This is a genomic window from Streptomyces sp. NPDC050738 (genome assembly GCF_040654175.1).
GTDB lineage: Bacteria > Actinomycetota > Actinomycetes > Streptomycetales > Streptomycetaceae > Streptomyces.
The window spans coordinates 1-24,411 of the sequence record NZ_JBFAHN010000030.1 but is presented as its reverse complement, the minus strand read 5'-3'; the positions used below and the strand labels follow the sequence as shown (position 1 = coordinate 24,411).

General features: G+C 66.5%; 27 protein-coding genes and 1 pseudogene. 19 read left to right on the top strand and 9 right to left on the bottom strand.

Features of this window, described 5'->3' with window-relative positions:
* The first annotated feature begins 483 nt into the window (after window positions 1-483).
* Both AB0H78_RS38235 and AB0H78_RS38230 read left to right on the top strand, forming a co-directional pair.
* Entirely contained in the window at window positions 484-1,548 is a 1,065-nt protein-coding gene (locus AB0H78_RS38235; protein WP_363239448.1) for a ParA family protein, read from the top strand.
* Window positions 1,545-2,627, top strand: coding sequence for a ParB/RepB/Spo0J family partition protein (locus AB0H78_RS38230; protein WP_363239447.1), 1,083 nt, complete (start codon window positions 1,545-1,547; stop codon window positions 2,625-2,627). Before AB0H78_RS38235 ends, AB0H78_RS38230 begins: the two co-directional genes overlap by 4 nt.
* Before the next feature lie 357 nt (window positions 2,628-2,984).
* On the opposite strand, the gene AB0H78_RS38225 is transcribed toward AB0H78_RS38230, so the two are convergent.
* The 3 genes from AB0H78_RS38225 to AB0H78_RS38215 all read right to left on the bottom strand — a co-directional run bounded on the left by AB0H78_RS38225 (window position 2,985) and on the right by AB0H78_RS38215 (window position 6,614).
* On the bottom strand, window positions 2,985-3,911 hold the full coding sequence (locus AB0H78_RS38225) for a hypothetical protein (protein ID WP_363239446.1): 927 nt from the start codon (window positions 3,909-3,911) through the stop codon (window positions 2,985-2,987).
* A gap of 476 nt (window positions 3,912-4,387) precedes the next feature.
* Window positions 4,388-5,635, bottom strand: coding sequence for an XRE family transcriptional regulator (locus AB0H78_RS38220; protein WP_363239445.1), 1,248 nt, complete (start codon window positions 5,633-5,635; stop codon window positions 4,388-4,390).
* 229 nt (window positions 5,636-5,864) lie between these two features.
* A complete protein-coding gene (locus AB0H78_RS38215; protein WP_363239444.1) occupies window positions 5,865-6,614 on the bottom strand; it encodes a GntR family transcriptional regulator in 750 nt (249 codons plus the stop codon).
* 562 nt (window positions 6,615-7,176) lie between these two features.
* Between AB0H78_RS38215 and AB0H78_RS38210 the strand changes: the two genes are divergently transcribed.
* From AB0H78_RS38210 to AB0H78_RS38150, 13 genes are all read left to right on the top strand, one after another.
* Entirely contained in the window at window positions 7,177-7,512 is a 336-nt protein-coding gene (locus AB0H78_RS38210; protein ID WP_363239443.1) for a hypothetical protein, read from the top strand.
* Between the two features lie 261 nt (window positions 7,513-7,773).
* Window positions 7,774-7,998, top strand: coding sequence for a hypothetical protein (locus tag AB0H78_RS38205; RefSeq protein ID WP_363239442.1), 225 nt, complete (start codon window positions 7,774-7,776; stop codon window positions 7,996-7,998).
* A 2-nt stretch (window positions 7,999-8,000) separates the two neighbouring features.
* Window positions 8,001-8,384 carry an RRQRL motif-containing zinc-binding protein gene (locus AB0H78_RS38200; protein WP_363239441.1) on the top strand — a complete coding sequence of 128 codons (384 nt, stop codon included), beginning with the start codon at window positions 8,001-8,003 and terminating at the stop codon, window positions 8,382-8,384.
* A gap of 9 nt (window positions 8,385-8,393) precedes the next feature.
* Window positions 8,394-8,636: a hypothetical protein gene (locus AB0H78_RS38195; RefSeq protein WP_363239440.1), complete on the top strand. Its 243-nt coding sequence runs from the start codon at window positions 8,394-8,396 to the stop codon at window positions 8,634-8,636.
* A 27-nt stretch (window positions 8,637-8,663) separates the two neighbouring features.
* Window positions 8,664-9,770, top strand: a complete 1,107-nt coding sequence (locus AB0H78_RS38190) for a hypothetical protein (RefSeq protein WP_363239439.1) — start codon at window positions 8,664-8,666, stop codon at window positions 9,768-9,770.
* A 228-nt stretch (window positions 9,771-9,998) separates the two neighbouring features.
* On the top strand, window positions 9,999-11,645 hold the full coding sequence (locus AB0H78_RS38185; RefSeq protein ID WP_363239438.1) for an FtsK/SpoIIIE domain-containing protein: 1,647 nt from the start codon (window positions 9,999-10,001) through the stop codon (window positions 11,643-11,645).
* A 202-nt stretch (window positions 11,646-11,847) separates the two neighbouring features.
* Window positions 11,848-12,843 (top strand): bifunctional lytic transglycosylase/C40 family peptidase, encoded by a 996-nt coding sequence (locus tag AB0H78_RS38180; protein ID WP_363239437.1) that lies wholly within the window; start codon window positions 11,848-11,850, stop codon window positions 12,841-12,843.
* Between the two features lie 3 nt (window positions 12,844-12,846).
* Complete coding sequence (locus AB0H78_RS38175) at window positions 12,847-13,116, top strand: hypothetical protein (RefSeq protein WP_363239436.1); 270 nt, start codon at window positions 12,847-12,849, stop codon at window positions 13,114-13,116.
* Window positions 13,117-13,122: 6 nt separating this feature from the next.
* On the top strand, window positions 13,123-14,352 hold the full coding sequence (locus AB0H78_RS38170) for a hypothetical protein (RefSeq protein WP_363239435.1): 1,230 nt from the start codon (window positions 13,123-13,125) through the stop codon (window positions 14,350-14,352).
* Window positions 14,353-14,361: 9 nt separating this feature from the next.
* On the top strand, window positions 14,362-15,462 hold the full coding sequence (locus AB0H78_RS38165) for a hypothetical protein (protein ID WP_363239434.1): 1,101 nt from the start codon (window positions 14,362-14,364) through the stop codon (window positions 15,460-15,462).
* The gene (locus AB0H78_RS38160) at window positions 15,459-17,636 is read left to right on the top strand and encodes a hypothetical protein (RefSeq protein WP_363239433.1); all 2,178 of its coding nucleotides are present in this window, start codon (window positions 15,459-15,461) and stop codon (window positions 17,634-17,636) included. Before AB0H78_RS38165 ends, AB0H78_RS38160 begins: the two co-directional genes overlap by 4 nt.
* A 202-nt stretch (window positions 17,637-17,838) precedes the next feature.
* Window positions 17,839-18,450 carry a hypothetical protein gene (locus AB0H78_RS38155; protein ID WP_363239432.1) on the top strand — a complete coding sequence of 204 codons (612 nt, stop codon included), beginning with the start codon at window positions 17,839-17,841 and terminating at the stop codon, window positions 18,448-18,450.
* 170 nt (window positions 18,451-18,620) lie between these two features.
* Window positions 18,621-18,845: a hypothetical protein gene (locus AB0H78_RS38150; RefSeq protein ID WP_363239431.1), complete on the top strand. Its 225-nt coding sequence runs from the start codon at window positions 18,621-18,623 to the stop codon at window positions 18,843-18,845.
* 94 nt (window positions 18,846-18,939) lie between these two features.
* Here the strand turns inward: AB0H78_RS38150 and AB0H78_RS38145 are convergent, their stop codons facing one another.
* Both AB0H78_RS38145 and AB0H78_RS38140 read right to left on the bottom strand, forming a co-directional pair.
* Window positions 18,940-19,347, bottom strand: coding sequence for a restriction endonuclease (locus tag AB0H78_RS38145; RefSeq protein WP_363239430.1), 408 nt, complete (start codon window positions 19,345-19,347; stop codon window positions 18,940-18,942).
* Complete coding sequence (locus AB0H78_RS38140; protein WP_363239429.1) at window positions 19,344-19,802, bottom strand: hypothetical protein; 459 nt, start codon at window positions 19,800-19,802, stop codon at window positions 19,344-19,346. The genes AB0H78_RS38145 and AB0H78_RS38140 overlap by 4 nt, the downstream gene beginning before the upstream one ends.
* 194 nt (window positions 19,803-19,996) lie before the next feature.
* Here AB0H78_RS38140 and AB0H78_RS38135 point away from each other — a divergent pair, with 194 nt between their 5' ends.
* The gene (locus tag AB0H78_RS38135) at window positions 19,997-21,319 is read left to right on the top strand and encodes a hypothetical protein (protein WP_363239428.1); all 1,323 of its coding nucleotides are present in this window, start codon (window positions 19,997-19,999) and stop codon (window positions 21,317-21,319) included.
* Window positions 21,316-21,891: a GNAT family N-acetyltransferase gene (locus AB0H78_RS38130; protein WP_363239427.1), complete on the top strand. Its 576-nt coding sequence runs from the start codon at window positions 21,316-21,318 to the stop codon at window positions 21,889-21,891. Before AB0H78_RS38135 ends, AB0H78_RS38130 begins: the two co-directional genes overlap by 4 nt.
* 2 nt (window positions 21,892-21,893) lie before the next feature.
* Here AB0H78_RS38130 and AB0H78_RS38125 read toward each other — a convergent pair whose 3' ends face one another.
* The gene (locus AB0H78_RS38125) at window positions 21,894-22,118 is read right to left on the bottom strand and encodes a hypothetical protein (protein ID WP_363239426.1); all 225 of its coding nucleotides are present in this window, start codon (window positions 22,116-22,118) and stop codon (window positions 21,894-21,896) included.
* Between the two features lie 59 nt (window positions 22,119-22,177).
* On the opposite strand from AB0H78_RS38125, the gene AB0H78_RS38120 reads away from it, so the two are divergent.
* Together AB0H78_RS38120 and AB0H78_RS38115 are read left to right on the top strand one after the other, a co-directional pair.
* Window positions 22,178-22,348, top strand: a complete 171-nt coding sequence (locus AB0H78_RS38120; RefSeq protein ID WP_363239425.1) for a hypothetical protein — start codon at window positions 22,178-22,180, stop codon at window positions 22,346-22,348.
* A gap of 162 nt (window positions 22,349-22,510) precedes the next feature.
* Window positions 22,511-23,080 (top strand): transcriptional regulator, encoded by a 570-nt coding sequence (locus AB0H78_RS38115; protein ID WP_363239424.1) that lies wholly within the window; start codon window positions 22,511-22,513, stop codon window positions 23,078-23,080.
* 122 nt (window positions 23,081-23,202) lie between these two features.
* Here AB0H78_RS38115 and AB0H78_RS38110 read toward each other — a convergent pair whose 3' ends face one another.
* The 3 genes and pseudogenes from AB0H78_RS38110 to AB0H78_RS38100 all read right to left on the bottom strand — a co-directional run.
* Window positions 23,203-23,550, bottom strand: coding sequence for a hypothetical protein (locus tag AB0H78_RS38110; protein ID WP_363239423.1), 348 nt, complete (start codon window positions 23,548-23,550; stop codon window positions 23,203-23,205).
* Entirely contained in the window at window positions 23,547-23,903 is a 357-nt protein-coding gene (locus AB0H78_RS38105) for a DUF6233 domain-containing protein (protein ID WP_363239422.1), read from the bottom strand. The genes AB0H78_RS38110 and AB0H78_RS38105 overlap by 4 nt, the downstream gene beginning before the upstream one ends.
* A 410-nt stretch (window positions 23,904-24,313) precedes the next feature.
* Window positions 24,314-24,411: pseudogene (locus AB0H78_RS38100) on the bottom strand (ABC transporter substrate-binding protein); the annotation flags it as partial.

Genomic DNA, 24,411 nt, shown 5'->3' with positions numbered 1-24,411 from the left:
CGCGCGCGGTCTGCTCCGCAGACACGACGCGCCGCCACTACGTGGCGGAAGGCGGGTCGGCCACTCCGTGGCCTGACAGTCCGTCAGCTCCGCTGCCGGACGCCCGCCGCTCCGCGCCGGGCTTTTCGCCACCGCCGGTATGTAGTTCCTAGGGGCCCGGCAGATTTGGGTCACACCATGGGGCTAAATTCGATGTTTCCGCAGGTCAGGGTGTGTGACCCAATATCGCAGAGATCATCTTGCCCTGTGGATAACATCTGCGGAATCTGGGGAAGATCGAACGTTTCCCAAGGTCATCGGGATGAGCGACCCCGGCAGATTTGGGTCACACCTAAGAACCGGTGTCTTGCACCCTACCCTACGGCTCACTGGTAAGTTGCCCGCATGACGGCAACTCAGGGTGCAGAATCCACCGACAAACTAATCGTGAACCTCACCCCACAGATGAGGCGGGACTTGAAGCTCCGGGCCACAGAACGAGGCATGAACGTCTCGGACGCCACGACTCAAGCGGTGGCCCTCTGGTACCAGAACCCGGACGCGGAGGAAGTCGAAGTCAAGGGAGCCAAATCCTGGGGAACCTACCTCCCTGCCGGCGGCGTCGCCCGGTTTGCCGAGGAGTGTGACCGACGGTCCGTCAGCAAGGTGCAAGGGATCGCCCAGGCCCTATCCGGCTGGCTCACCCAACACCCCTCCCCCGGCAAGCCCTTGCTGGCTCAGCCGGTGAAGCGGATCCTTGTCGCTCTCCAGAAGGGAGGTGTGGGCAAGTCCTTCACCGCGGCCGGCCTCGCGCAGGCCTTCGCGGAGCTCGGTCTTAAAGTACTGCTCATCGATTACGACCCGCAGGGCCACTTGACCCGGCGCCTGGGCCACAAGCTGATCCCGCTCGACGCCGCAACAGGTCTGAGCGACGCAAGTCTCTTGGCACACATGGTCGGTCGAGCACGCCGGCACCTTCGGCGGTCAATCGTGCCCCTGACACAAGAGCGCTTCGGCGGCAGGCTGCATCTACTCCCCGCGTGCAACGACGCCTTCCTCTTCGATGCGGTGCTCAGCCAAGTGCGCACGGGTCGAGAGGAGTCCCTTGCCCGTGCGCTGGAGCCCATTGAAGCCAGCTACGACGTCATCATTCTCGACGGCCCACCCAGCCTCGGTTTGGCCATGGACATCGCCATGCACTACGTCCAGCGGCGCGAGGACGAACTTGCCGACCGCTCCGGGCTCCTCATGCCCGTGTGGGCTGACACCCCGAGTTTTGAGGCATACGACCTCTTCAACAGCCAGCGTCAGCACTTGATGAAGATGACCAGAGTCCAGGTCGATGAACTCGGTTTCATCATCAACGCCTACGACGGGCGACGCGGTGCCTCCGTACAGAAGAAGCGCGATGAGTGGGAGGAGCGGACCAGCCCAGGGGTTCTCTACTGCTTCGGCGATCTGAAGGAGCAGCGCGACGCCACAGACCGCCATGTTCCTCTGTTTGAGTGGGCGCCTGAGTGTGAGCTTGTCGAGGGAATGCGGAGCATCGCGAAGGAGCTGGCCGCATGAGCTTGAGCAAGAAGGATCAAGTGCCCCGCTACGAGAGTGAGACCCCGGAACCTGACGCACCCACACGCAGCGACGTCCTCAACGCCTACGGCCTGGGGCACGGTCAGGTGACGGACGAAGAGCGCGAGATGCGCGAATGGGAGGAGAAGCGGGCCGCGCAGTTCGACCGGAACAACCAGCCGGCCACCGACGGTGCTACCTCTCGGGTGCCGCTTGCCGACCTCTCCCCCAACCCGGATAACCCGCGCGGTGTGATCGATGCGAAGGATCCCGATTTCGAAGGGCTGAGTAAGAGCGTTGCGAGCCTCGGAGTCGTACAGGCCCTGACGGTTTGTACCCGTGAGGCCTTCCTCAGACATCACCCGCAGCACGCCGGGGTGATCACGCGGATGTACGTCGTCATCGCTGGGCACAGGCGTCTTCAAGCAGCCTGGCTTGCAGGCTGCGCCGATGTGCCCGTTCTCGTCAACGACGAGGCGGCAGAGAACCCGCTCATGTGGGCTGTGGCCGAGAACCTGCAACGGGTTGGGCTCAACCCCATGCAAGAGGCGCGTAGCCTGAGCGGCCTTGTAGAGGTGCCCCCCAACGGGAAGGGCTTGTCACAGACGGCGGTCGCTAATGGCATCGGCAAGACTCAGGGCTTCGTCTCTCAGCGCATGGCTCTGTTGAAGCTCACTGCGCCGATTCAAGACCTGGTTCTGGCGGGGGAGTTGAAGGTCAAGCGTGGGGTTCTGCTCGCCAAGCTCGCTTCGGACGAGCAACAGCCCGCGGAGGAGTCCCTTCGGGCGCTCGTTCCGGAACTGCAAGCGGAGCTAGACGGCGGGAAGCTGAATGACATTCAGCTGGCGCTCAAGGTGGCGCAGCTCCCGGCCGCGCAGCAGATGGCAGCTCGGCAGAACAAGGGAGTTCCGCCGCAGGACACGGCCACAGAGAGGAAGGGGCGGACGGCGGCACGCGTGGTTCCCACTGTCTCGCTGCGTCAGCCGGAACAGATCGCTGACGATCTGGCTCGTCTCTTGCCCACGGAGCAGTTGGTTCAACTCGCCGAACTGCTGCAAGAACGCGCCACCGCGCCCTAGGCATGTCCCGTCCGGCGCTATTACTCAGTAATAGCGCCCATGCCGAGCCTGCGATCCCAGCGGCGGCCTGTCACTCGTGTGAGGGATGGCGTTCATGACGTGATGGCGAGATGGTGCCTAGAAAGCCTGAGAACAGGCCAATGACTCCTGAGAGCCCGGATCGCGTGAGCGCGGACCGGGCTCGCGCCGTGAGGCGGCGCCGCGCACCGTCAGCCGCAGGCGCCGCCCCGGCCCTTCGATCGAGCTGTCCCAACTCAAGACGCCTTCGGGCTGGCCGCCTGATTCGCAGCAAGACGACGCTGCCCGCCTCGCTATTACTGAGTAATAGCGAGGCGGGCAGCGTCACGTACGGGATGGTCAGGACGGCAAGGGAACGCGTCTAGCCAGTAGCCGCTTCGCCTCCGCACCCTCCACTACATCCAGCGAGAGGCCGGCCGCGATACGGCGTTGGCAGTCTCCGCACAGCGTCACGTGCAAGGGTGCGCGGACCGGGAAGCCGCAGTCGGCGCAGTCGTGCACGATCGGAGTGGGGTCGTATGTGTCCTGAGCCTTAGCGACGTATCCGGACTCGGGCGCCCGCTGAGCGAGCCGCCATCGGATCAATCCGTACGCGTGAGTGCGCACCGTTCCCTCATGGTCGTTGGGATCAATCATGGCGGCCAGGATTGCGGCTGCCGGGTACCCGACATGCAGGCGCGGAATGATCAGCAACTCTGCCGCGCCCGTCCGCTCCCGGGCAGTCATCCGAGACGTGATCAGTGGCGCCTGAGCCAGGATGTCCAGCGCCGTGCTCCGCAGTGCGCGGTACTCCTCTGGCGAGTAGCTGTCAGTCAGCGAACCCGCACGGGTCTTGCCATCGAGGAACACCCACCGCAGCCCGCCGCGCCCGCCGCTGTCCGGCAGCCGCTCGCCGCGCAGCAGCGGGCCCGCCTGCGGGTGGCGAGCGTGGGGGCGGCGGGTAGTCAGGGCGGCGATGTGGTCGCGCGTTGTGCGCTCTGCGATGCCGAGGGCGGTGGACAGGTCCGGCTCACTCACCTGTACATGCCAGGCACCCCCGGCCTGCGTAGCCAGCACCACCATGAGCCGACCACAGGTGCGGCACGACAGGGACAGGTTCGTGGCCCAGCGCAGTGCGGTCTGCTGCTGCGCTGCCTCGGTAGCGGCCGGAGTGCCGGGAAGGGGCTCGATCGGCGTCCGGCCGTCTTCCTTCAGCCACCCGCACTCGACCATGTAGGCGACGTGCAGCAGGGCCTTACGGCGGGAAATTCCAGCCGCGGCAGCCATGGCCGCCCCAGTGATGGGCTGGCCAAGAGCGCGGCGTGTGTGCTGTCGCAGGATTGAATGGATCTTGACGCATGAACCGCACTCTGCGGGCGGCTTCTGCTTGTGGGGCACGGGCGGGCCTTCCTGCCCTGAATTAGGGCGGTGCGCCGCTGCCCTGTGGCGAGGGGGGAGGAATCTCCCTTACACTCGGCAGCGACGTAGGGTCACGCGTCAGCCCCGAAGTACGGTCCCGGATTGGCGTCCGGGAACTCCCCGGCCTTTGGGGCTTTCGCGTTTTTACAGGTCAGGCGATGTAGATCTTCAGGTTGCACAGCATCTCGGGCGCTAGTTTGCCGGTGGATTCTGTGTCCTGATTGGCTGTCATGTGGGCAACTTACCAGTCAAATGCGGGATATCAGGGCGAGAGCCGCGCACGGCCGATCATCGTTCTGGGAACAGCCTGGCATGGGTGGCCTGTGGATAGATTTTCGTGTGGGTCAGGTGGACTCCGAGGTGTTGCCGGAGTTCTTCAAGGCCCGTAGGTGGGCGAGGAAGTCGACCGCGTCCGGGGCCTTTGGGTAGGTGGCTTGCAGGACCTGACCGAGGTCGCTGGAGACCATGGCCAGGCTCGGCAGTGACTGGCGTTCGCCGCCGATGGCGCGCTCTCCGTACGACAGGGCGGACTCGAGGTCGCCGCCGCGTGCCGCTACGACCGCGAGCGTGATCCGGGCCTCCGCGATCCGCATGGGTGCGCGCTCGGTGCCGTCCCAGTCGGTGCTCGCGCGGATCACTTCGCCGGCGAGTTGTTCGGCCAGCTGGTCCTCACCGACCCGGCGGTAGCAGTCCATGCGGTAGAAATCGAACTTCGCGGGGTCCACCACAAAGTGATCCTCGATGCTCTCGGGGTACGGCAGCGCTTCGAGGACCTGTCGGCCTCTGTCGAGCGCGATCTCAGTTTGCTGACGGTCACCCAGCCGCGCCCAGGCCTTGGCCTCTTGGGCGTAGAGCTGAGCGGCCACCGCCTCGTTCGGCGCGAGCGCGACGCCTTCGCGCGCGGCCTGGACGACGCCGCGATAATCGCCGCGCGTGAGCGCGAACCAGCACCGCATCTCGTACGCCCACCCGGTGACGCCGAGGTGGCCGGCCTCGTCCCCGAGGGAGAGGGCGGCGCGGCGGGTGGCTTCGGCCTGGCGGGGTTCGCCCGAGTCGTATTCGACGCAGCCGACGAGGAGGGCGAGCCTCCCCGCGAGTGCGTACAGGTCGCGCATCTGCGCCAGGCTTACGCGTCGGTTGAGCATCCCGACGACCCGGCCCATCCATGCCCGGCCTTCGGTCAGGAGTTGGGCCGCGGGCATGTAGGCGTACTCGCAGCACAGCCGGTCGACCGTGATCCGCAGCGCGTCCAGGGTGGCCTGGTCGACGTCCGACGCCCGCATACGGGCCACGATCTCCACCGTGTCCATGTTGTTGACGACCTGGAGCTGAGAACGGGGTGCTCGGCTGTGCTCGGGGAAAAAGGCGCCGGTCGTGGTCCCGAAGGTCGCCGCGATCGCGGCCTTGTACTTCTCGGGGAACGCCTGACCGGCCTCCCACCGCTTCCACTGCCGGCGCATGCTCTCGTCGTCAGGACCCTTGGGGTCGTACGGAAGACGGGCCATCAAGTTCTGTACGGCGTCTGCCTGAGACCACTCACGTGCAGCCCGTTCTTCGACCATGCGGCGTGCCCAGTCGGGACGGTCGTCCATGTGATCACCTCCGGAGATTGCGGCCGAGTGTGACATCGGGTGCGGGCGGAACGGAGGTGACAACCACTGGGGACGTTTGAAGATCCCCAGTGGCAGTCACTGCCAAGATCGATCGGAACCGGTCACGTTGGTCTTCCAACCACCAGACCGGACGGGGCGAATCGAGATGGAGTTCACGGCAAGCCAGAGCAGAAACGACACGCCTTCAGGAGGCGGAACACATCCCCGGCTACGTACGGGCCTCATGCCACAGGCCCGGGTAGTGGATGTCCTCCATCACTTCCAACGGCCCGTCCTCGTCATGGAAGACCGTGTGGGTGATGAACACCGGCACCGCAACATCGGAGTCGGGCAACGGGACCTCCATCAGCTCCAGTTCATCGCGACTCGCGAACCGAGCGGCACGCCGTTCCGGGGAGGCGTGAATGGTCCTGCCGGTGGCGGCCTCGTACTCCACGAACCAATGCACGGGGCCGCGGGTGCCCTGCTTCGCGAGGTCGGACACGGCGGCCAGAGCCCGCGGGTGGATGACCTCGACCCCGATGATTTTCGGGGTGCCATCCTGCCTGAACACTCTGCGCCTGATGACGACTTCGTCGCTCGGGTCGATCTCCAGGTACCGGCACAGGACCGGGTCCGCGCAGGATCGAATCCACGCCTCATGGTTGGTCGAGGTCTCGCCCGTCGCGTAATTGGGCCCGCCCGACTTGGTCCGCGCGACCCGGGCCGCGCCGGTCGCCTGGGCGATGCGCGGCCGCGCCGTTACGACGGTCCCGTTGGCGCCGGCCGACGCCGCGAGTCCCTCGTCCTTCAGCAGCTTGAGGGCCCGGCTGACGGTCTTGGCGGACACGTCGAACTGCTCCCGGATCTCAGGGACGGTCGGCAGTGCATCGCCGGTCGCCAGTTCGCCGTTCTCGATGGCCTTGCGGTAGTGGTCCGCGACATCCGCGTACCCCGTCCCGCTGGTCCTGTATGCCACGGCCTTCCCTCTCTCGCGAGTACATGGTTCCTATCGCCAACGTACATCATGCAACCCGCTAGGTACATTGCTTGCGCGTCGTGAGTACATCATGTACCTTCATCTCAGTCGGAAGGTACATGAAGCACTGACCGGCACGGTTGACCGCCCGGACAGGTAGCGCGTAGAGGCGCCCTGAAAGGAAGCGGCCGTTACTTGAGAACTCCACAGCGGACACCCCGGAACTACGACTTCACGCCCGAGCGGAGAGATCTGCGGAGGACCGCCAAAGTCCAATGGTCGACCGGGATCAGGCAACGAGCGACAAGCCGCCCTGCCTGTGCGATCAACAGCTACGAACCTTCTCCCCTGCTGCCCTGCTCCTTGGGGTGGCCGGTGATCCGTACGCACAGGTGAGACAGGGGCGAACATCGCGGACCCCGTAGGAACGCAGACCGGTTCGAGTCCGGTCCGGGGTGCTGTGGCACTCACACGTGCCGCTCAACAAGACGACAGCCTCAAGGAGTTAGGCCCTTGAGGCTGTCTGACCAGGACCTGGTTGGAGGACCTGATGCAGCTCAGCATGGCACACCCCATTCCCACCCCCGCCCCGCCGGACCCCCAGATTCTCGAAGGGCTGCGGCGGGTGATCGAGTCGCAGATCGGACCGCGCGGCAGGGGAGCGATCTACCAGAACGTCAACGGCGCCTTCGAGGTGCTGGCCCTCGTCCGAGACCCGGAGCTGGCCCGCGAGCTGCTCCGTCGCCGCTGCGCGCAGTGGGCCCTGGTGGTCCGTGACGTACTGCGCCCGGACGGCGATCCCTTCGTGGTCGGGTCGGTGTGGACGACGTCGGATCGGCTCGTTCGCGAGGCCGACACCGTACGGGCGCAGGCCGCCGGATCGAAGGCGGTCCGATGATCACGAGCCTGACCGACGCCGAACGTGAGGAGCTCTCGCGGAAGGTCGCGGAACGCAACCAGCAGTCGCGGGATCGCCGGTGAGCAGCCCCGGTACGAGCACGGAATACCGCGCGTACCGGGTGGCTGCGGAGACGCTTCGCGCGCATCTGGACGCCTGCACGGGCTGTACGGACCAGGCACGGTGCCCGGTCGGTACGCCGCTGCAACAGCAGTTCGCGGCCGCGCAGGACCGCTATCTGAGGCACCTGAGGAGTCGGTCATGAACGACACCACCCCGGACACCGTGGACGACGGCCCGGTCTTCGACATCCCGGACGTGCAGACGCACGGCGATGTCTACCGGATGACCGTCCAGACAGACGCACGAGGCGCCGTGCTCGTGGCCTACACCAGGGACCGCGAGACCGGCGCCGTGACGCGGTCGCAGCTCCGCTTCAACCGGGCGGGCGTCGACTATGTCCGGCGCCGCCTGGACGAGGTGTGAAGGTGCGGTTCTTCGACCCGGACGGGGAGGAGTACGGCATCCCGACGTACCCGAAAAAGCTGGCACCCGAAGGCCTCGCGACGCGGCGACAACTGCGAGCGCGAGGCCTTCGGCCAGGCGGGCAGGACGTCGCCGCACAGATCCTCTGGTACGGCCGCCGGGACCCGCGTACTCGGGTCCGGCTGATCCGTGTCGCCTACCTCTACTACATCGATCTGGCCGCGCCGGTCCGGCCGATGACCGCCGGCATGTGGCGCGCGCATCACGCGATGATGCGCGCCCGCCGCACCTGCCAGGCCTGCCAGGTCACCCACACCTATGTGATTCCGACGTCCCTGGGCTGCTGCCCGGGGTGCGCCGAAACCCCTGTCGCCCTTGCGGCGTGAAGGAGACCCATGTTCGCGAAGTCCCGTGCCCAGAAGCGTCACACCCGGCTGATGGACGTCGCCGGAACGCTGATCAACGAGGCGGCCATCTGCGGCGACACGAAGAAGGTCGCTCCCGCGCACGTCGTGGCCCTCGCCTTCGGCCAGCTCCAGCTCCGCATCGAGGAGAGCGAGGCCGCGGAATACCTGGCTGCCGCACTCGTCATGCGCGGACACAGCATCGACCACCTTCCGGCCGTCCTGGCGGCCTGACCCCTGCTCGCAGAACGGAGAGGCACCGTGGACAACACGAAGTGGCACAACAGGCTGACCCCTCGCGGGATGGTGCTCAGCATCCTCGGGGTGGTCACGTTGGCCGTGGCCATCCTGTCGATGGCCGTGAGTTTCCAGATCCTCAACCCCCGCTTCGGAACGTGGTCGGTTCCGACCGTGGGCGCGCTCGATTCCCTCTGGGTCGTGTTCCAGGCGACGGAGATCCTGGCGGGCAACAACCGCCGGCGCTCGCGGCGCGTCTGGTGGGCAGGTCTGGCCCTCACCGCGGTCAACGCCGCAATCCCCACCGCCGATTTGATCCTCCACGGCGGCTTTGACCTCGCGGTGATCCTGACACCGATTGCGATCATCGCGACCAAGACAGCTTGGTGGATCGCGCTTCCCTCACTCGGCAGGCCGGTATCCGCCGGCACCCGCCAGAGGCTCGATGCCAAGGCCCAGCAGGTTCGGGACCGGTTCGAGGAGATGGAAGCGGACGCGGCGCACCAGATCGAGATGCTGGGACTGGCCACCATGCTGGAGCGGCAGGTGGCCGAAGCCGAGACGGAGTACCGCCAGTCGGCACTCAAGACACAGCAGACCATGACCAACAAGCTCCACAAGCAGGCCGAAGCCACGGCGAAGACGGTCACGGCCAAGCCCCTGCCCGAGGCCATCGCACGCATTGCGCTTCCGGAGCTTGGCCAGTGGAAGCCCGTCGCACCGACCACGTTGCCCGTCGCGGCCCTAATGGCGGCCGTCACGCAGGTCAGCGAGCTGGACCGTGACGCTGACGCAGAGGCGTCACACCGCGCGCTCACGGAGGCGTCACACCGTGCGCTGCTCGGCACGATCGAGGACATCGCGGCCGTGACGGGCGTGACGGTTCCCGTGACGGGCGAGCAGCTGGCGGACGAGCAGGTTGGCGTGGTGCTGCGCGCGCTGCGCTACAGCGAGGACCCGCCGATGTCGTACCGCGCGGCCATCAAGGCATACCGCAACGCCGGTTTCGTCGGCAGCGAGCACAAGATCCGGGCGATCTGGCGCGAGTTGAAGGCGGAGGCCGGCCAGGGCGGAGACGAAGGCGAGGACGAGGAGAGCGAGGAAGCGGAGGACGTCGAAGGCCCCCGCTGATCGTGTCCGGCACCACCAATGCAGCCCAGCCGGAATGTTCCGGCTGGGCTGGGTTGCGACTGCCGGAATGCGACGCAGTCGAGTGACCCGGCAAGCGAACCAGTGAGCGAGCACGACGCCCGCAGACCCGGAGAGCAGACCCGGAATGCACCAGGAACGAAACAGAACGACGACAGACCCTGAAAACCACAACGGGCTTGTCAGAGCCGCGAGTTATCCTCACAGCTCTTGATCTTCAACAGTCAAGAAACGGGGTGGGATGTGAAACAACAGCACAGCAACGACGACCTATCAGGGCAGATGCTCGGCACACTCGGAGCTCTGGTTCTGGTAACCGGCCTACTGGCCGTCATCAAGGACAAGCTAGGGCTGTCGTGGTGGGCAACCATGCTGCTCGTCTGCGGGGTCCTGGTTGGCCTGGGATATCTGGCCTGGCGCCTTCGCAGGGCTATCAGGCGACTTCTGGCGGGCGAGATGAAGGCCGCCGTAGTCCCGGCATCTGCCAAGCCTGAAGAGGCGGCTACAGAGGCCGCTGAGGCCGTCCCGATTCACGAGGGCCTCACTACAGTGATGACAGAGTCCGGGGCCATCAGCGCGGACAAGGTCATCCTGCTTGAGCACGTCAGCGTGAAGCAGTTGGACGTTGGCACCCTCTACGACTTCATGGTGCCGAAACCCTTCACGTACAAGAATGTCGCCCAGAAGCTAGGCGTCATCGCGGGAATGTTCGACGTCACCGAACTTCACCTGAAGCTGGTGACGAACCGCGAAAACGACCGTTGTGTACGGCTGTTGGTCCTGGACGAGCCGCCGTTCACCAAGGCGTTCGACCCGCCGACCCGCAATGAGATCCAGCACTTCGCGGGAGTGCCAATCGGGCATGACGTCACCGGGGAACTGGTCGGAGTGACCACGTTTTCCAAGGCATCGCTGCTCGTCGGCGGAATGACCCAGATGGGCAAAACAACGCTCATCAACGGGTTGATTACATGCCTGCTGCTCGCGTACGGCGAATTCGACCTGTATCTGCTCGACGGGAAACTGTGCGGGCTGACAACGTTCGAGCCCATCGCGGTCCGCTATGAGGCCTCCGATGATCCGGCCGTCCTGGAAAGCATGCTCGATGAGCTGAATGCCCGTGTGGCTTCCCGGTACGAGAAAATGCAGGCTGCCAAAAGGAACCGGGAACCGATTCCGAAGTTCAAGCCGATTTTCTTCATCATCGATGAGGCGGCGGACTTCTACATGCACGACGGAACCCCGGAGAAAATGAAGCGCTTCCGTCGGGTAGAGGAGGGATCGCGGGTACTGGTTTCGAAGGCTCTGGAATCAGAGACTTCGGTCATCATGCTGACGCAGCGTCCTTCGCAGGATGCCATCCCGGTTATCGTGCGCTCGCAGTTCCTTCTCCGGTTGTGCCTGTATGTGGCGTCCAGTGGGAATGTGGAAGTCACCATGGGGGACGACTATTTCAAGACCGTCGCCCCGGTCAATCCGACGCTCATGGATGCGGATATCAAGGGCCAAGGAGTGTTCTTCGAAAGGGGGAGGTCGACTCTTATTCGAGGGTTCGATTTCCCGGAGAAGTTCATCTGGGACGCTGTCGACGAAGTCAAGGAACGGCAGCAGAGGGCCATCGAAAAGGTATCCGGCTCTCCGATCACGCAGGCAATCGAGATTCTTGAGGGCAAGGGCGTTGACTTCATGTCCTCTCAGGACCTGGCTCCGTTCCTCGGAATCATGGACCCCCGTCCTGGCGAACTCGGAAAGAAGATCAAGGCGCTGCTCGGAGTCGAGCCCGGCAAGGGCGGCGAGAGGAACGTGCGCGGCTACTGGCTGAATGACCTCAGGGCGGCCGCCAAGGCCGCTTCGTGACCGCCGGCCGCACCCGCCAGGAGCCCGCCCAACACCCGCCAGGAGCCCGCCGGAGTCCGTCCTGGACCCGCCGGGCGGCGGGCTCCGACAGGTCTCCGGCGGACTCCCGGCGGGCCCCTGGCGGACTCCTGGCGGACATCAAAAGTGGATCTGACCAGTGCAAACACCTGAACAGCCACATGACGGAAGGAGGGGAAGCGATTTGCGCGCCACAGCAGCCGTAACCGTCGGGGTGGGAGCCACCGCGGCCGTCCTGGTGGGCGGCCTCGTCCTGGCCGCCAGTGACGATCCCGTCATAGGGCAGGCGCTCGGTGTGGCCGTGCCCACCGAGTACAGAGCCCTGGTCGAAAAGGCAGGGCAGACATGCCCCGAAGTCAGCCCGAATCTCCTGGCCGCGCTTTTGACACAGGAATCGGGATTCAAGCCGGACGCGCACTCACCGGCTGGTGCACTGGGCATTGCCCAGTTCATGCCGTCCACGTGGGAGAGCAGCGGCATTGACGGAAACGGCGACGGTAAGCGCGATGTGATGGACCCTGAGGATGCGATCCCCTCAGCGGCCAAATACCTGTGCGGTGTCGCAAAGGACGTCAAGGGCGTGCCAGGCAACAAGCAAAACAACATGTTGGCCGCGTACAACGCAGGAAGTAATGCGGTCATCAAGTACGGGGGAGTTCCCCCGTACAAGGAAACACAGAACTACGTACGGTCGATCAGTGCGCTCGCTTCCGTTCCCTCTGGCGGGAAGAGCACGACCACCACGCAGGCCGCCATCGCCATCAATGCGGCGAACGACCGAATCGGCACCCCGTATTCATGGGGCGGCGGAAATGCAAGCGGCCCCAGTACCGGAACATGCTGCTCTCCGAATGGGAGCAGTGGAAAGCCCATTACCGGCTTCGACTGTTCCGGGCTCACGCTGTACGCCTACGCGAAGGCCGGAATTTCCCTGCCCCGCACGGCAGCACAGCAGTACGCCGCATCAGAACCGATCAAGCCGGGACAAGCTCGCCCCGGCGACCTGGTTTTCTACGGCAGCAGTCCCGCAAGCATTCACCACGTCGGAATCTACGTGGGAGGCGGATACATGATCGAGGCCCCCAGGCCTGGAATCGCAGTCCGCTTTTCCTCCATCGACTCGATGTCCGACCTGTACGCCATGGCCCGCCCTGTACCTCACGCGAACCAGGAGATCTGAATCATGAGCAACTTCAACATCCTCGCCAAGGGCTCCGACCTGTCCACGGGATTCTCCGATTTCTTCGACACAATCGGCCTGACCGGTAGCGGACTGGTCACGAAAGGCATTGCGGCCGTAATCGCCGTCATCGCCATTCGGATGCTCTTCCAGGCGTCGCACGACCCGAAGGGCGCCATGAACAAGGGCCTTCTGGCGATCGGCACGCTGTTCGTCGCGATCGTGCTTGCCAAGTACGGGAACACCCTGTTTTCGACTGTCACAGAGGGCTGATCCGCCATGCCAGACACGAACGATTGCAGTCTCCTCAAGAGTCCGGCGAAGGAGTACTGCCAGGGGGGCGGCGGCGGCGGATCCTCCGGCACCGGGGATGACGGGGGAATCGTCGGAGGAGCCTCCGACCACGTCAATGAACTCGTCAACTACCTGCTCAAGAAGATCAAGGGGCTCATCGCCCCCCAGCACACATGGGCGCCCGAGAAGGCAGACAGCTGGCTGTACGGCCAATTCATGTGGCTGGGCGCGCATCTGGCTGTCGCGATTTTCATCTGCGTGGTTGTCGTGTGTGGCCTGACGGCTTGGCAGGGCGTACCCCGCCTCAAGCAGCTCGGGACGAGTACGGGATGGACCCTCGCGGCCGTCGCCGGAATGGCTTCGGTCCCCGGTGTCGTCATGCTGTTGAACACGGCCGTGAGCAACGCGTTCACGGCCGCGTTCGACAGCGACCAGTCGACCCTGTTTCAGGTCATCCAGCACGACTTGAAGGGGTCGGGTAACCCACTGGCGAATCTCATCATCAGTTCCGCACTGGTGGTCGCGTTGGGATTCGCAGCGCTGGTGTTCATGACGCGTAACCCCGGGATCCTCGCGTTCGTCCTTATGGCGCCGCTGGTCCTGGCGTCGTTGGCGCGCGGGGGCGACACCTCAGCGGTCCACAAATGGGCGCAGCGCCTCTTGGGCCTGATGTTCTGCCCGTTCGTGCTGATCCTGATCACCCCGCTCGTCCCGGCGGTCCGGGGCTCGCTCGTGCTGGAAGCGGCCCTGCTGCTCGCGGCCGATGCCCTGATGCTGCGGATGGTGTTCCACGGCGTGCCCTACGTCGGGCCCCGGGTGGCCGGCGCCGCCCGGAGCTGGGTGGAAGGCCGGACCACCAACCCCGTGGCCCGAGCCGTCGTCCGGGCCGGAAGCCCGGACGTGTACGAGCAGGAGAACCGTCCACGGATGCCCCGGATGCTGAACACCCCGGGCCGCGCCGTGCACCAGGACCGCGGTGTTCTCGCTGCCGCGTACGGACTGAAGCAGCAGCAGCGCTCCCCGCAGCTGACCACTCAGTCGGCGATCAGCAAAGTGCAGCGCGAAGCACCCCGCAACCAGCAGCTGCTCGCGGCCCGCCAGGCGGCGCGCAAGGCGGCGCAGGCCACTCACCCGAGTCCCCGCCCGGCGCGGCCGGCGCCCAACCCCGCCCCGAGCTCGAACCCTTCGGCGCCCACCCCGCCGACCAACCCGTAGGAGGAACCCGTGTACCAGCTGGACCCCGGCTTTCGCATTCCTGCTCTCCAGCGCGGACTCAGCCCCGCAGAGGTCGTGTTGACGAAGGTGAACGCCGGGGTCACGAGCGCACTCCTGGCGTCGGCAGGGGTGGTCTCCGCACCGCCCATGTGGGCCTTCGGCGCGGTCGGTGCGGCAGCGGCTCTGATCAACGTCGCGCCGGGCCCCCGCTCGATCGGCCGATGGGCAACCGTCGGGTACCGGCACCTGCGCGAGCGCACCGTGCCCGATTCCCTGATCCCCCGGACCGGGTGCACCAGGACCTGGACGCTGTACCCGGACCACGGCACCATGCAGGACCCCAACTACCGTGCCAGCTTCCATGACACGTTCAGCCGGGCGTTGACGTTCGCGGCGGGCAAGGCCCGCCGCGCCGGAATCCAGGTCCACGTCACCCACCACGCGACGGGGGGCGACTACACCCACCACACGCAAACGATCTCCGTCCACATTCCCAAGGCACTGATGCCGCACCCGGAGCGGGTCATGGACACCCTCGAAGGCGAGTTCTCGGCACTGGGCTACCTGACCCGCGTGGAGTTGGAGCCCGTGCCCGCGATCGTCGAACGCGATCCGGGGTGGGTCGCGTTCGACGACGGCAGGTATGCGACGACGGCACGGATCACCGGATGGCCCGCCGACGACGAAGGCGACCTGATGCCGAAACTGCTCCTGCGCGAAGGAGCGGGCAAGGCCAGGGACACAGCCCATGACCGGTCCCTGGCCGTGCTGTACCGGCCGCTTCCGCCGGCGCAGTCGCGCCGCTCCGCGAAGTGGCAGCGGGTCACGAGCGAGGTCGTCACCAAGGACCAGGTCAAGCTCGATGCCAACGAACTGTCCAGCGGCGCAATGCACGGTGCACTCGTCCAGGGCGACGCCCTGGTGGACGTCGACGCCTACGTGACCGTGTGGGGCGACAGCCCCGAGGCTGTGACCGAAGCCCGTTGGGCGACCACCACCACCGCCGACCGCTACCGGATGCGTCTCGACTGGCTCACGGGCCAGCAGCACCGCGCCCACGTGATGACCACTGCTCACGGAGCCTCTACCCGGAAGGGGGCGATCCTGTGATCCGCCTGCCCACCAGTAGCGCCGCGATCACTGCGCCGCTCGTCGCCTCCAACAGCGCATTCCCCGGAATCCACATCGGGCGCTCCGTGCTGGACGGCCGCCCGTTCAACCTCTCGGCTGCCATGGTCGATGACCGGCTCCTGCCCTCGACCAACAGCATCACCCTTGGTGGCCTGGGCTCGGGCAAGTCAGCCACACGCAAGGTGATCATCGGGCGCGAGACGATCGAGCACGCCCACCAGACCGTGGTCATCGACTCCTTCGGGGAGGACAACACCGGAGAGTGGACCCGGATGACCCGCCACCTTGGCGGCAAGGTCATCGAGGCTGGCAACTTCACCCTCAACCCATGCAGCACCCTGCTCCCGCGCGAAGTCCGCGAAGAGTTGATCCGCTCGCTGATCGCAGCTGTCGAGCCCGCAGCGCTCACTCCGCAGTCTGCGCACGCTCTTCAGCACGCCCTCAACAACCCCAAGGCCACCCACCTCAACGGGGTGGTCGATGCGCTGATCGACCCGGAAGACGGCCGATGGCCGGCAGACAAGCTCACCGTGTGGGGCGAAGGCGTCGCCATGGCGCTGTCCCGGTACACCGAAGGCTCCCTCCAGGGGCTTTTCGATGGCCTGGACGCGAGCTTGCCCCCCATCGACTTGCCCATGATCACGTTTGATTTCTCGCGCCTCGATCGCAACTCCCCGGCGATTCCCTCGCTGATGGCCGCGATCGCGTGCTGGGTCGAACACGTGTGGCTGCCTCAGTCGACTGCCCCGCACCGTCACTTGGTGCTGGAAGAGGCGTGGCAGATTCTGCTGTCCCCGGCCACTGCCGAGTTGATCCAGCGGCTGCTGAAGAACAGCCGCAAAGCCGGGGTCTCCCTCGACGTCGTCATGCACACGTTGTCGGACCTGGGGGAGGGCAAGGCGCAGGACCTGGCGCGGCTGTGCGAAGTCCTTCAGATCGGGCGGCTGAGCCCGGAAGAGGCCAGCATCGTCGGGCAGATCTTCGGCCTGCCTGCCTGGGTGATCAAGCGGATCCCGACCCTCGCACCGGGCCAAGCCGTCTGGAAGGTCGGCCCGAATTACATCGACATCATCGAGACCATCCGCAGCGAGGAGGAGAAGGGACTCACGGACACGTCGCTGAAGCGCCGGCAGGCGCAAGGTCTCGACGACGCAGACGAAGACACCACCCTGACACTGGTCAAGGACCCGGAGGAGGAAAGCGACTTCGACGACCCGGGCGCGTATCTGCCCGAGCCCATCGAGCAGGACCCCAGCAGCCAAGGCGGCTGGGGTTGGGCGATGCCGCCGAACGTCCTCGATGCCCGGCACCACGAGGCCGTCCAGGCCGCGCGGGAAGGCCGCTGCAACGAGGCCGCGGAACTTGCCTCGCTCGGAGAGCGCCAGGACATCACCGCCCACGGTCTCAACTCCGACCAGGCCGTGGCCTGGCTCTCCACCCGCGCAGCTGTCGCGGATCTCTGCGGACGTCCCGACACCGCAACGCACCTGCGCGCGACCGTCACCCACATGGGCAAAGAAGTCGAGTGGTGGACCGACGACGACGCGGCGGCACCCGGCGAGCACCGCGGACCGCAACCGCCCGTGGACGCCCCGGAGCTGGACGAGGAACAGCCGCGGCGCGCCTGGCCGCTCCTTGCAGCCAGTGCAGCCCTGCTTGTCGCTGGTGTGGCCATCTGGCCGCACGGAGGAGACGACAACCCCAGCCAGAAGGCGGCAGACGCCAAGCCGGCCGCCTCTGCCCCGGCAGTTGCCGGATACGCGGGCGTGTCAGCCACGCAGCTGACCATTGATGGCATCAAGACCGAGGCCATGGCGGTCTGGAGCAAAGACGGCCGGTCCGTTGTCCTGTCGGCGTGGATCGACGCGGGAGCGAATCCCAAGCTCGTGCAGATCGACGCAGGGGGCCAGACAGCGCAGCAGGCGCCAAAGCCACTCACGAAGGGACAGGCCGCGCCGCCGATCCACGTGGAGGTGAAGGTACCGATCAAGGACCGTAACGAGGCGGTCCGCCTGTCAGTCATGGTCGGTGGCCCCAAGTGGAAGCCGAACACCCGGCCCCCGCACCTCACGATCGAACTGCGCCCGGACAAGACCGCAGTCGACACCGCGACCGGCAAGCGCCTCACACAGCAAGATCCCAACCAACTGTGACTGCTCCAAGGCAACGCCACTGCGGAATCCGCACAGTGCCTCCCGACGGCGGCCGCCCCACCCCCGGGGCGGCCGTTTCCGCGTCCCGGAGGCGCCTCTACGAGGGGTTGTGATGCATGTGATCAATCCACTGATGCGCAGCCGGACCGACCTGCACCCAAGTCCCGACGCCGTGGCGCTGCGACGCGCTACCGTCGGCCGCATGGGCGAAGAGGTCAACTGGTGGGTCAAAGCTCCTGACGAGAGCACTTCACCGGCAGAACATCACGTGCCCGAACCGCCGGCGCCCGTGGCGAACCCTGACGACGATCGGCCCGTCAAGGCGCGCCGCCGTGTCTGGCCCTACGCCGCCGCGGTCGCCGTCCTGATCGTCGCTCTCTCCGTCGTATGGCAGAGCGCGAAGGACGACCAGAACCACCAGGAGCGCGAGGCCAAAGCCGCCACGTACAAAGGCCGGTCGGGCGCGGCACTCGACATCGACAGCGTCAACGCCGACGTCACCGCCCAATGGGCCACGCACCGGGACCACGTCACCGTCGAACTCACCTCGTACTTCGATGAGGACGCCAAATACCTGCGCATCGAGTCATCAGGGAAGAGCGACTCCAGCAAGCGAGAGCACGACTGGTACCCCGAAGACCCCAAGATCACATTGCCGGTCAAGGACCCGCTCGCTGATGTGACGATCCGGATAGAGATCGGTGGGAAGTCCTGGAAGGAAGGCTCCAAGGCGACCACCAAGACGGTTCGCCTGGCCCCGACCGGAGTTGCCTACGACGCAGAGACCGGGGAGAAGCTGCCCTCCGATCTCTGACGTACCGCTCGAACCCAACCGCACCAACACCAGAAGGCCGGACCCGTACGCCGGGGCCGGCCTTCTTTGCGCGCCGGTTGCTCTGCCTGGTCCTCGCCCTGTGTCGCGAGCGAGGACGGGACAGGCCGCCCGGCCCTCTCGTACATCCAACATGTGAAGGAGTTCGCCCCGTGGCGAAGGGACCCATAGTCAGAGGCCTGCTGATCGACCCCATGCCGTCCTCCTGGTGGAAGCTGCACCGCCACCAGGTCCTCCTGGTCGTCGGGGTGCTCGTCGGCTTCTACCTCTGCTCGCACACCAGCGATGCCGCCCCTGCAGATTCGCCCCGGCCCGCGCACACCGTGCCCGCGGCGCCCACCAGTCGACCGCACAGCGCCCCTACCGCGCAGCGCTGAGGCCCTGGTTCGAGAAGCCCCCGGGAACCGCTGTAGAGCGGTTGCCGGGGGCTTTTTGTCGTCCGGGCCCACGGGGGGAAGGCGCCGGACGACGTCATGGGGAAGTGCTGGTGGTCGCCCCCGTGATGGGCACGCAGTCACCCAGGCGATCCAGTCTCTCGTACAGGGCCTGCAACAGACGTGCCTTGTTCTGTACCCGGCGCAGCGTCCGGGACGGCTGCGCGATGCGACCGCCGGCCTCACCCAGCACGATCTCAGCGAGCAGGCGCCGGCCATCGTCGTCGGGCAGCCGCTCCGCGTACGCGCGGACGTCGCCGGCGACCACGTGAGCGGCCCCGGCGAGTAGCAGCCCGACCTGTTCGTAGTCGTCGGGGGTCAGTGCCTTCGGGTCGGACCACGTGAGCACCGCCCGGAACAGACGCTCGTGGGTGACGCGATCAAGCGGCGCGTCCACGTCGACGATCCGACCGTCAGGGTCGTGCAGCACGGCGTATCCGTTCATGGTCCGCCCACCCCCTCGGCAGGGTGGGCGCGCAGCTGCTCGGCAAGCTTCTCGGCAGGGACCAGCGTGGGCGGATCACCGTCGCGCGGATGGCTGATGAGGTCCGCGGCCTCCGTGCTGTGGTCGTACGAGGCAGGCAACAGCAGCTCGTTACCCACCGACAGCACCCGCACCCCAGGAAGCCCCGCCAGGACGTCACCGGACCCAGCAGGCACCATCACGTACAGCACCCCGCGCACGTGGTCGACCAGCACCAGCGCGCCCACGTACGGGCCGATCCGCAGCCCGGCAAGCGTGTCCAGGCCCCGGCCCGAGGGAGTGATCGCCACCGCATCCCAGGCCTGGCCGCAGGACGACCAGGCGGTGCGGTTCAGCCCGTAGGACCATTTCGCGCGCTTTCGATCATCAGGCTGCGCGAGTTCGTACCACGAGGGACTGGCAGACGGCTTCGGCACGGTGGCCTCCCCTGATCAATCGTCACGTCACTGTCCACGCAACCAGCCGTGCGTATCGCGGTGCGACGGGCGACCGATGAAAGAACGATGCAAGTTGCCCCCGGGCAGGTGACGTCAGCCCAAGACAAGGGCATGGGAACAGTGGGGGCGGTACGGTCGCCGCACCCGTCCGACACACGGACTCGGAGCAGGCCATGGCCGACCAAGACAAGCCCCGCCCCAACACCCGGCTGCGCGCCGTGCGCGAGCTCGAATTCCAGATGAGCCGCGGCGAGTTCGCGAGCGCGGTCCGTAAGGCCGGCAGGGCGATGGGCGAGAACGTCGGATGCGGATCGCGCCTGGTCGCGGACTGGGAAGACGGCAAGGTCACCTGTCCGCGCGCGGTGTATCAGCGCATCTTGACCCAGATGACCGGGCGGAGCATGGCCGACATCGGTTTCCGCCTGCCCACTCCAGCACCGCCCGTACTGCCCGCCTCCGGCCCGTACGGACCCAAGGCGGAGGAGGACGACGTGGATCGACGCGCCTTCCTGCTCGATGGCGCCGGTACGATCCTCGCTCTCCCGCTCGGCAGCGAGAAGCAGGCCCCGGGGAGGATCGGCGCGAGCGAGGTACGCGCCGTCACCGCGGCCGTCACCACGCTGTACGCGCAGGACCACGACCACGGCTCAGCACCGCTACGCCAGGCCGCAGCAGAGGCCCTGCACACCGCCTACCAATGGCTCCAGACCGGCACGTACACCAGCCGCACGGAGTCGAAGCTGCGATCGGCCACCGGCGGCCTGGCGGTCGCCGCCGGATGGCTGTCCTACGACTCCGGCCGCGCCGGCGACGCGCACTCGCTGTACGGCGAGGCCCTCGCGGCCGCGCGGATCGCTGATGATCCCCACCTCGAAGCGCACGCCTTCGGCTGCCTGTCCCTACTGGCCAAAGCACAGGGACGGCCACGGGAGGCGATCTCAGCAGCCCAGGGCGCGCAGACCGTCGCCCGCCAACTCGGCTCCCCGCGGCTGCTGTCGCTGTTCGCCATGCGCGAGGCCGGCGGATGGGCACTGATGGGCGACAGCAGCGCCACGGACAAGGCGATCGTGTCCGCGCACACGCTCTACGCCCAAGGCCCCGGCGATGCCGATCCGCCCTGGCTCTCCTTCTACGCGCCCGGCGAGTTGGCGGGTCTGGAGTGCCTGGCGCGCGCAGACCTCGGGCAGCACGAGCGCGCCGCGGCCGGCGCGGAGCAGGCCGTTCTCCTGCACGGCGAGGCCTTCGCCCGCAACCGCGCTCTGTACACAGCCGACGTCGCCATTCAACATGCGGTCAGGGACCGGCCCGAGCCAGAAGCCGCCGCTGAAGCCGCGGGCCGCGTCCTCGCGTTCCTCCCCGAAGTGCGCTCCGACCGGCTGTTGCAGTCCCTGCACAACGTCGCCGGCGCACTCCAGCGCCACAACCGCGTTCCCGCGGTCGCGGACTGGATCGAGGAGTACCGCGCCACCACCGCAACCGGAGGAGGACGGGCATGACCAGCAGCCGCACAGACGTGGTGATCCGTACATACGGCCCCGGCCAGGTCCCGGCGCTACTCGAGACGATCGCGGACATCTGGTCGGACGCCCACCCCGAGCTGGTCGACACTCCCGGCGCCACCACTGACGGACTGTCCGCCCTCGCGCTGCGCCGCCAGGTCACCAACCACCTTCGCCACGAAGGCTTCAGCCTGGTTGCCGCGTACGCGAACGGCTCCATGGTCGGCTTCGGCTACGCCTTCCCGTGCACACCCGAGTACTGGTACGGCCCCGAGCTGCTGCCCGAGATTCCCGAGCACGTGCGCGCCGGCCGACTCATGGGTCTGTGCGAACTCGCGGTCACTCCCGCCCGCCAGTCACAGGGCATCGGCTCCCGCCTTCATGCCGAACTGCTCAAGGCGATCGATCCCGACTACGCCTCACTGCTGGTCCGCCCGGACAACACCGCCGGCCGCACCCTGTACGCCCGCCTCGGGTACGCGTACGCGGGCCCGTACCGCAACGAGCCCGGCGGTCCGGTGTACGACCTGCTCCTTCTCCAGGTCGACCGCGAGGCCGCCATGCGGTGACGTCACCGCAACTGCTCACGCTTCAGCAGATACGCCAGGTTCGTGCCGTACAGGGTGGACTCCACATGCGTCATCGACACGACCTCCCACCCCGCCGCGCCCAACGTGTTCAAGAACGCCACTGCGTCCCCCGGAGCAACCGAGCCGCTGTGGCCAACGGGCCCCGTCCACGTCCCGTACTCCTGCCCCTGGAACCGCAGCTCTCCGTACTCCCACAACGTCTTCACGCCCACCATCGTCCAGCCTGCCCAGGGCTTCCCGCACGCGGATTCGAGACAATGGCGCCATGACCACCCCCGCCACACCGCGCAAGGCGCCCCCGCTGGACTGCGCACCCTCTCAGATCGGCCCGTGCGCCCACTGCCAGCAGCCCTGCCGCCGCTACGGGGTCGGCGCCCGCACCCTGTGCGACTCCTGCTGGGCAGACGTCGAAGCCCGCAGGACGAAAGCGACCTGAGCGGCAGAACTCTCCGCCACCAATGACATTCCGGTGCAGAATTCAGCAGCGCAGTGACATTCCAGTGCAGGAACTTTAAGACCCCCATTTCCTGTACCATTAGCGGGAGTTGAACGAACCATCTAAAGCAGCGCACACCAATTCCGAGGGAGGGCGGGCAGGATGCCGGACAAGAATCTAGATTTCGGGAAGTACGGAGCACGCGGCATCAAAGGCTCCGACGCTGCTGCACGCAAGCTCGATGACCTCGCTGGTGGCATTGCAACCCCCATCGACCAAAAGCGCGGATTGATGGCCAGGTTGAATTACCTGACGAAAACCGCGCACGCGAAGAGCGCGGCGCGCGCCGCGGGCCTCACCGTCACGGACCGCACGTTGAAGGCCTGGACGTCGGGGAAGCGCCGGCCGAACGCCCGGAGCCTGGCAGCCATCGAGCAGGCGTACCGCACGGTGCGGCGCGAGAACGTCGCCGCCCACCTGCTCAAGCGCCTCAACGGCGGGGGCGGAACGCGAGTCGAGTTCCACCCGCTTAACCAATCCGGGGTCGCACGGCCCTATCAGCGGGCGCTCTCGTACCGCTCGATGAACGTCCGCCACTGGGACGCGATGGTGAACGCCTGGGCTGCTGGTGACCAGCAGGGCATGGACGACGCATGGGACGACATCGCTGTTGATCTTGGTAGCGACTGGGGTCAGATGCAGTATGTATCCGCGCTCGGCTTCAGCGCCTGACCCGTCGCCCGTACGGGCTAAACTCCGGGCATCCCGCGCCGACATGGGTGTGTGGGGTAGGCCCCGGTGCCCCCGTTGTGACGGCGGGACGCAGTACGACCGGGGCCGCACCCACCAACTGCTCAGGACCGCTTTCTGTCCGGCTTGGGGATGTCGGGCCCAGGGTCGCAGACCTGGCAGAGACTGATCTCCGGGATAGCGAACACCTGCGACGCCATACCGTCTGAGGCGTCGATAATCCCGCGCCCCAGCGGGCAACCCGCCCGGTGCAGGAGCGCCGGCGAACCGCCGTGCGGGTCGTGCATTGGCTCCAACGACCAGCGCAGGCCGCCCGCCGTTCGAGCTTCGGCCAGATCTTGGGCATCGCGCTCCTGCGCTGCGATACGGGCAGCCCGCACCTCAGCCAGCTGGAGCTCCAGATGCCGCTCCAGAGTGAGCAGGCGCGGCACATCGCGCGGCAGAGCGCTCACAGGAACCCCAACACCTTGTCTGGCCGGCACTGGGCACAAGGACTCGCCCCGTCCGTCAGGGCCTGCACGGCCTGCTGACGGCCGACCGCCTTAGTCCTCGCGTTCGGGGAAGCCCAGCACTCCTCAGCGTGCTCCCCCAGAGTGGTGTGGAGGGTCCCGCTGCCCTTCCCCGTGGGCGCCTGGAAGGTCCATTCCGGCGGGGGCTGCGCCGCCCTCTCACGGCGAATCTGCTCCTCACCCACCCGACGCTGCGCATCGACGATCCACCGCCGCGTGCGCGCCAGGTCGCGCACCTGGACACGCTCCAGGAACTCCAGCGCAGTGAGGCGCGAGGCAGCAGATTCATCGGACACATGTTCGAGTGTAGAGGTCGGCAGCGAAGCCGACGACCCGCAGCAGCAGCGCCGGCGGTATGGCTACGCGCTGTACTGTTCCAAGACTCATCTTCAGGAGACTTGCGCGGATCAATTCCGTTGTGCCACAGTGGTGTTCTCAAATTGAATAGCGGTTGCGGGAAATGCCAATTGCGAAAGCTGGCGAGATGGACCCGGAATTGACGGGTTATTAGATCAGAATAGGGAGAGCCGAAAACAAGCGGCCCCCATCCTCGCAGCCAGCCAGTGGAATTCGCGGAGCGAATTTCATCAGGCCGAATCGCGGAGCGATTCGAGCCCAGGCCAACGGAGTTGGCCTAATTCCGGCGGAGCCGGAATTCCTCTTTTCCGCCACGTAGTGGCGGCGCGTCGTGTCTGCGGAGCAGACCGCGCGCCGAGACGATCTCGACCTCGCCGGGGGCGTGCGAGAACTGCACGACGGACTCGACTTCCTTGCCCTTGGTCTGCAGGTCGAGCGTGTGGTCGT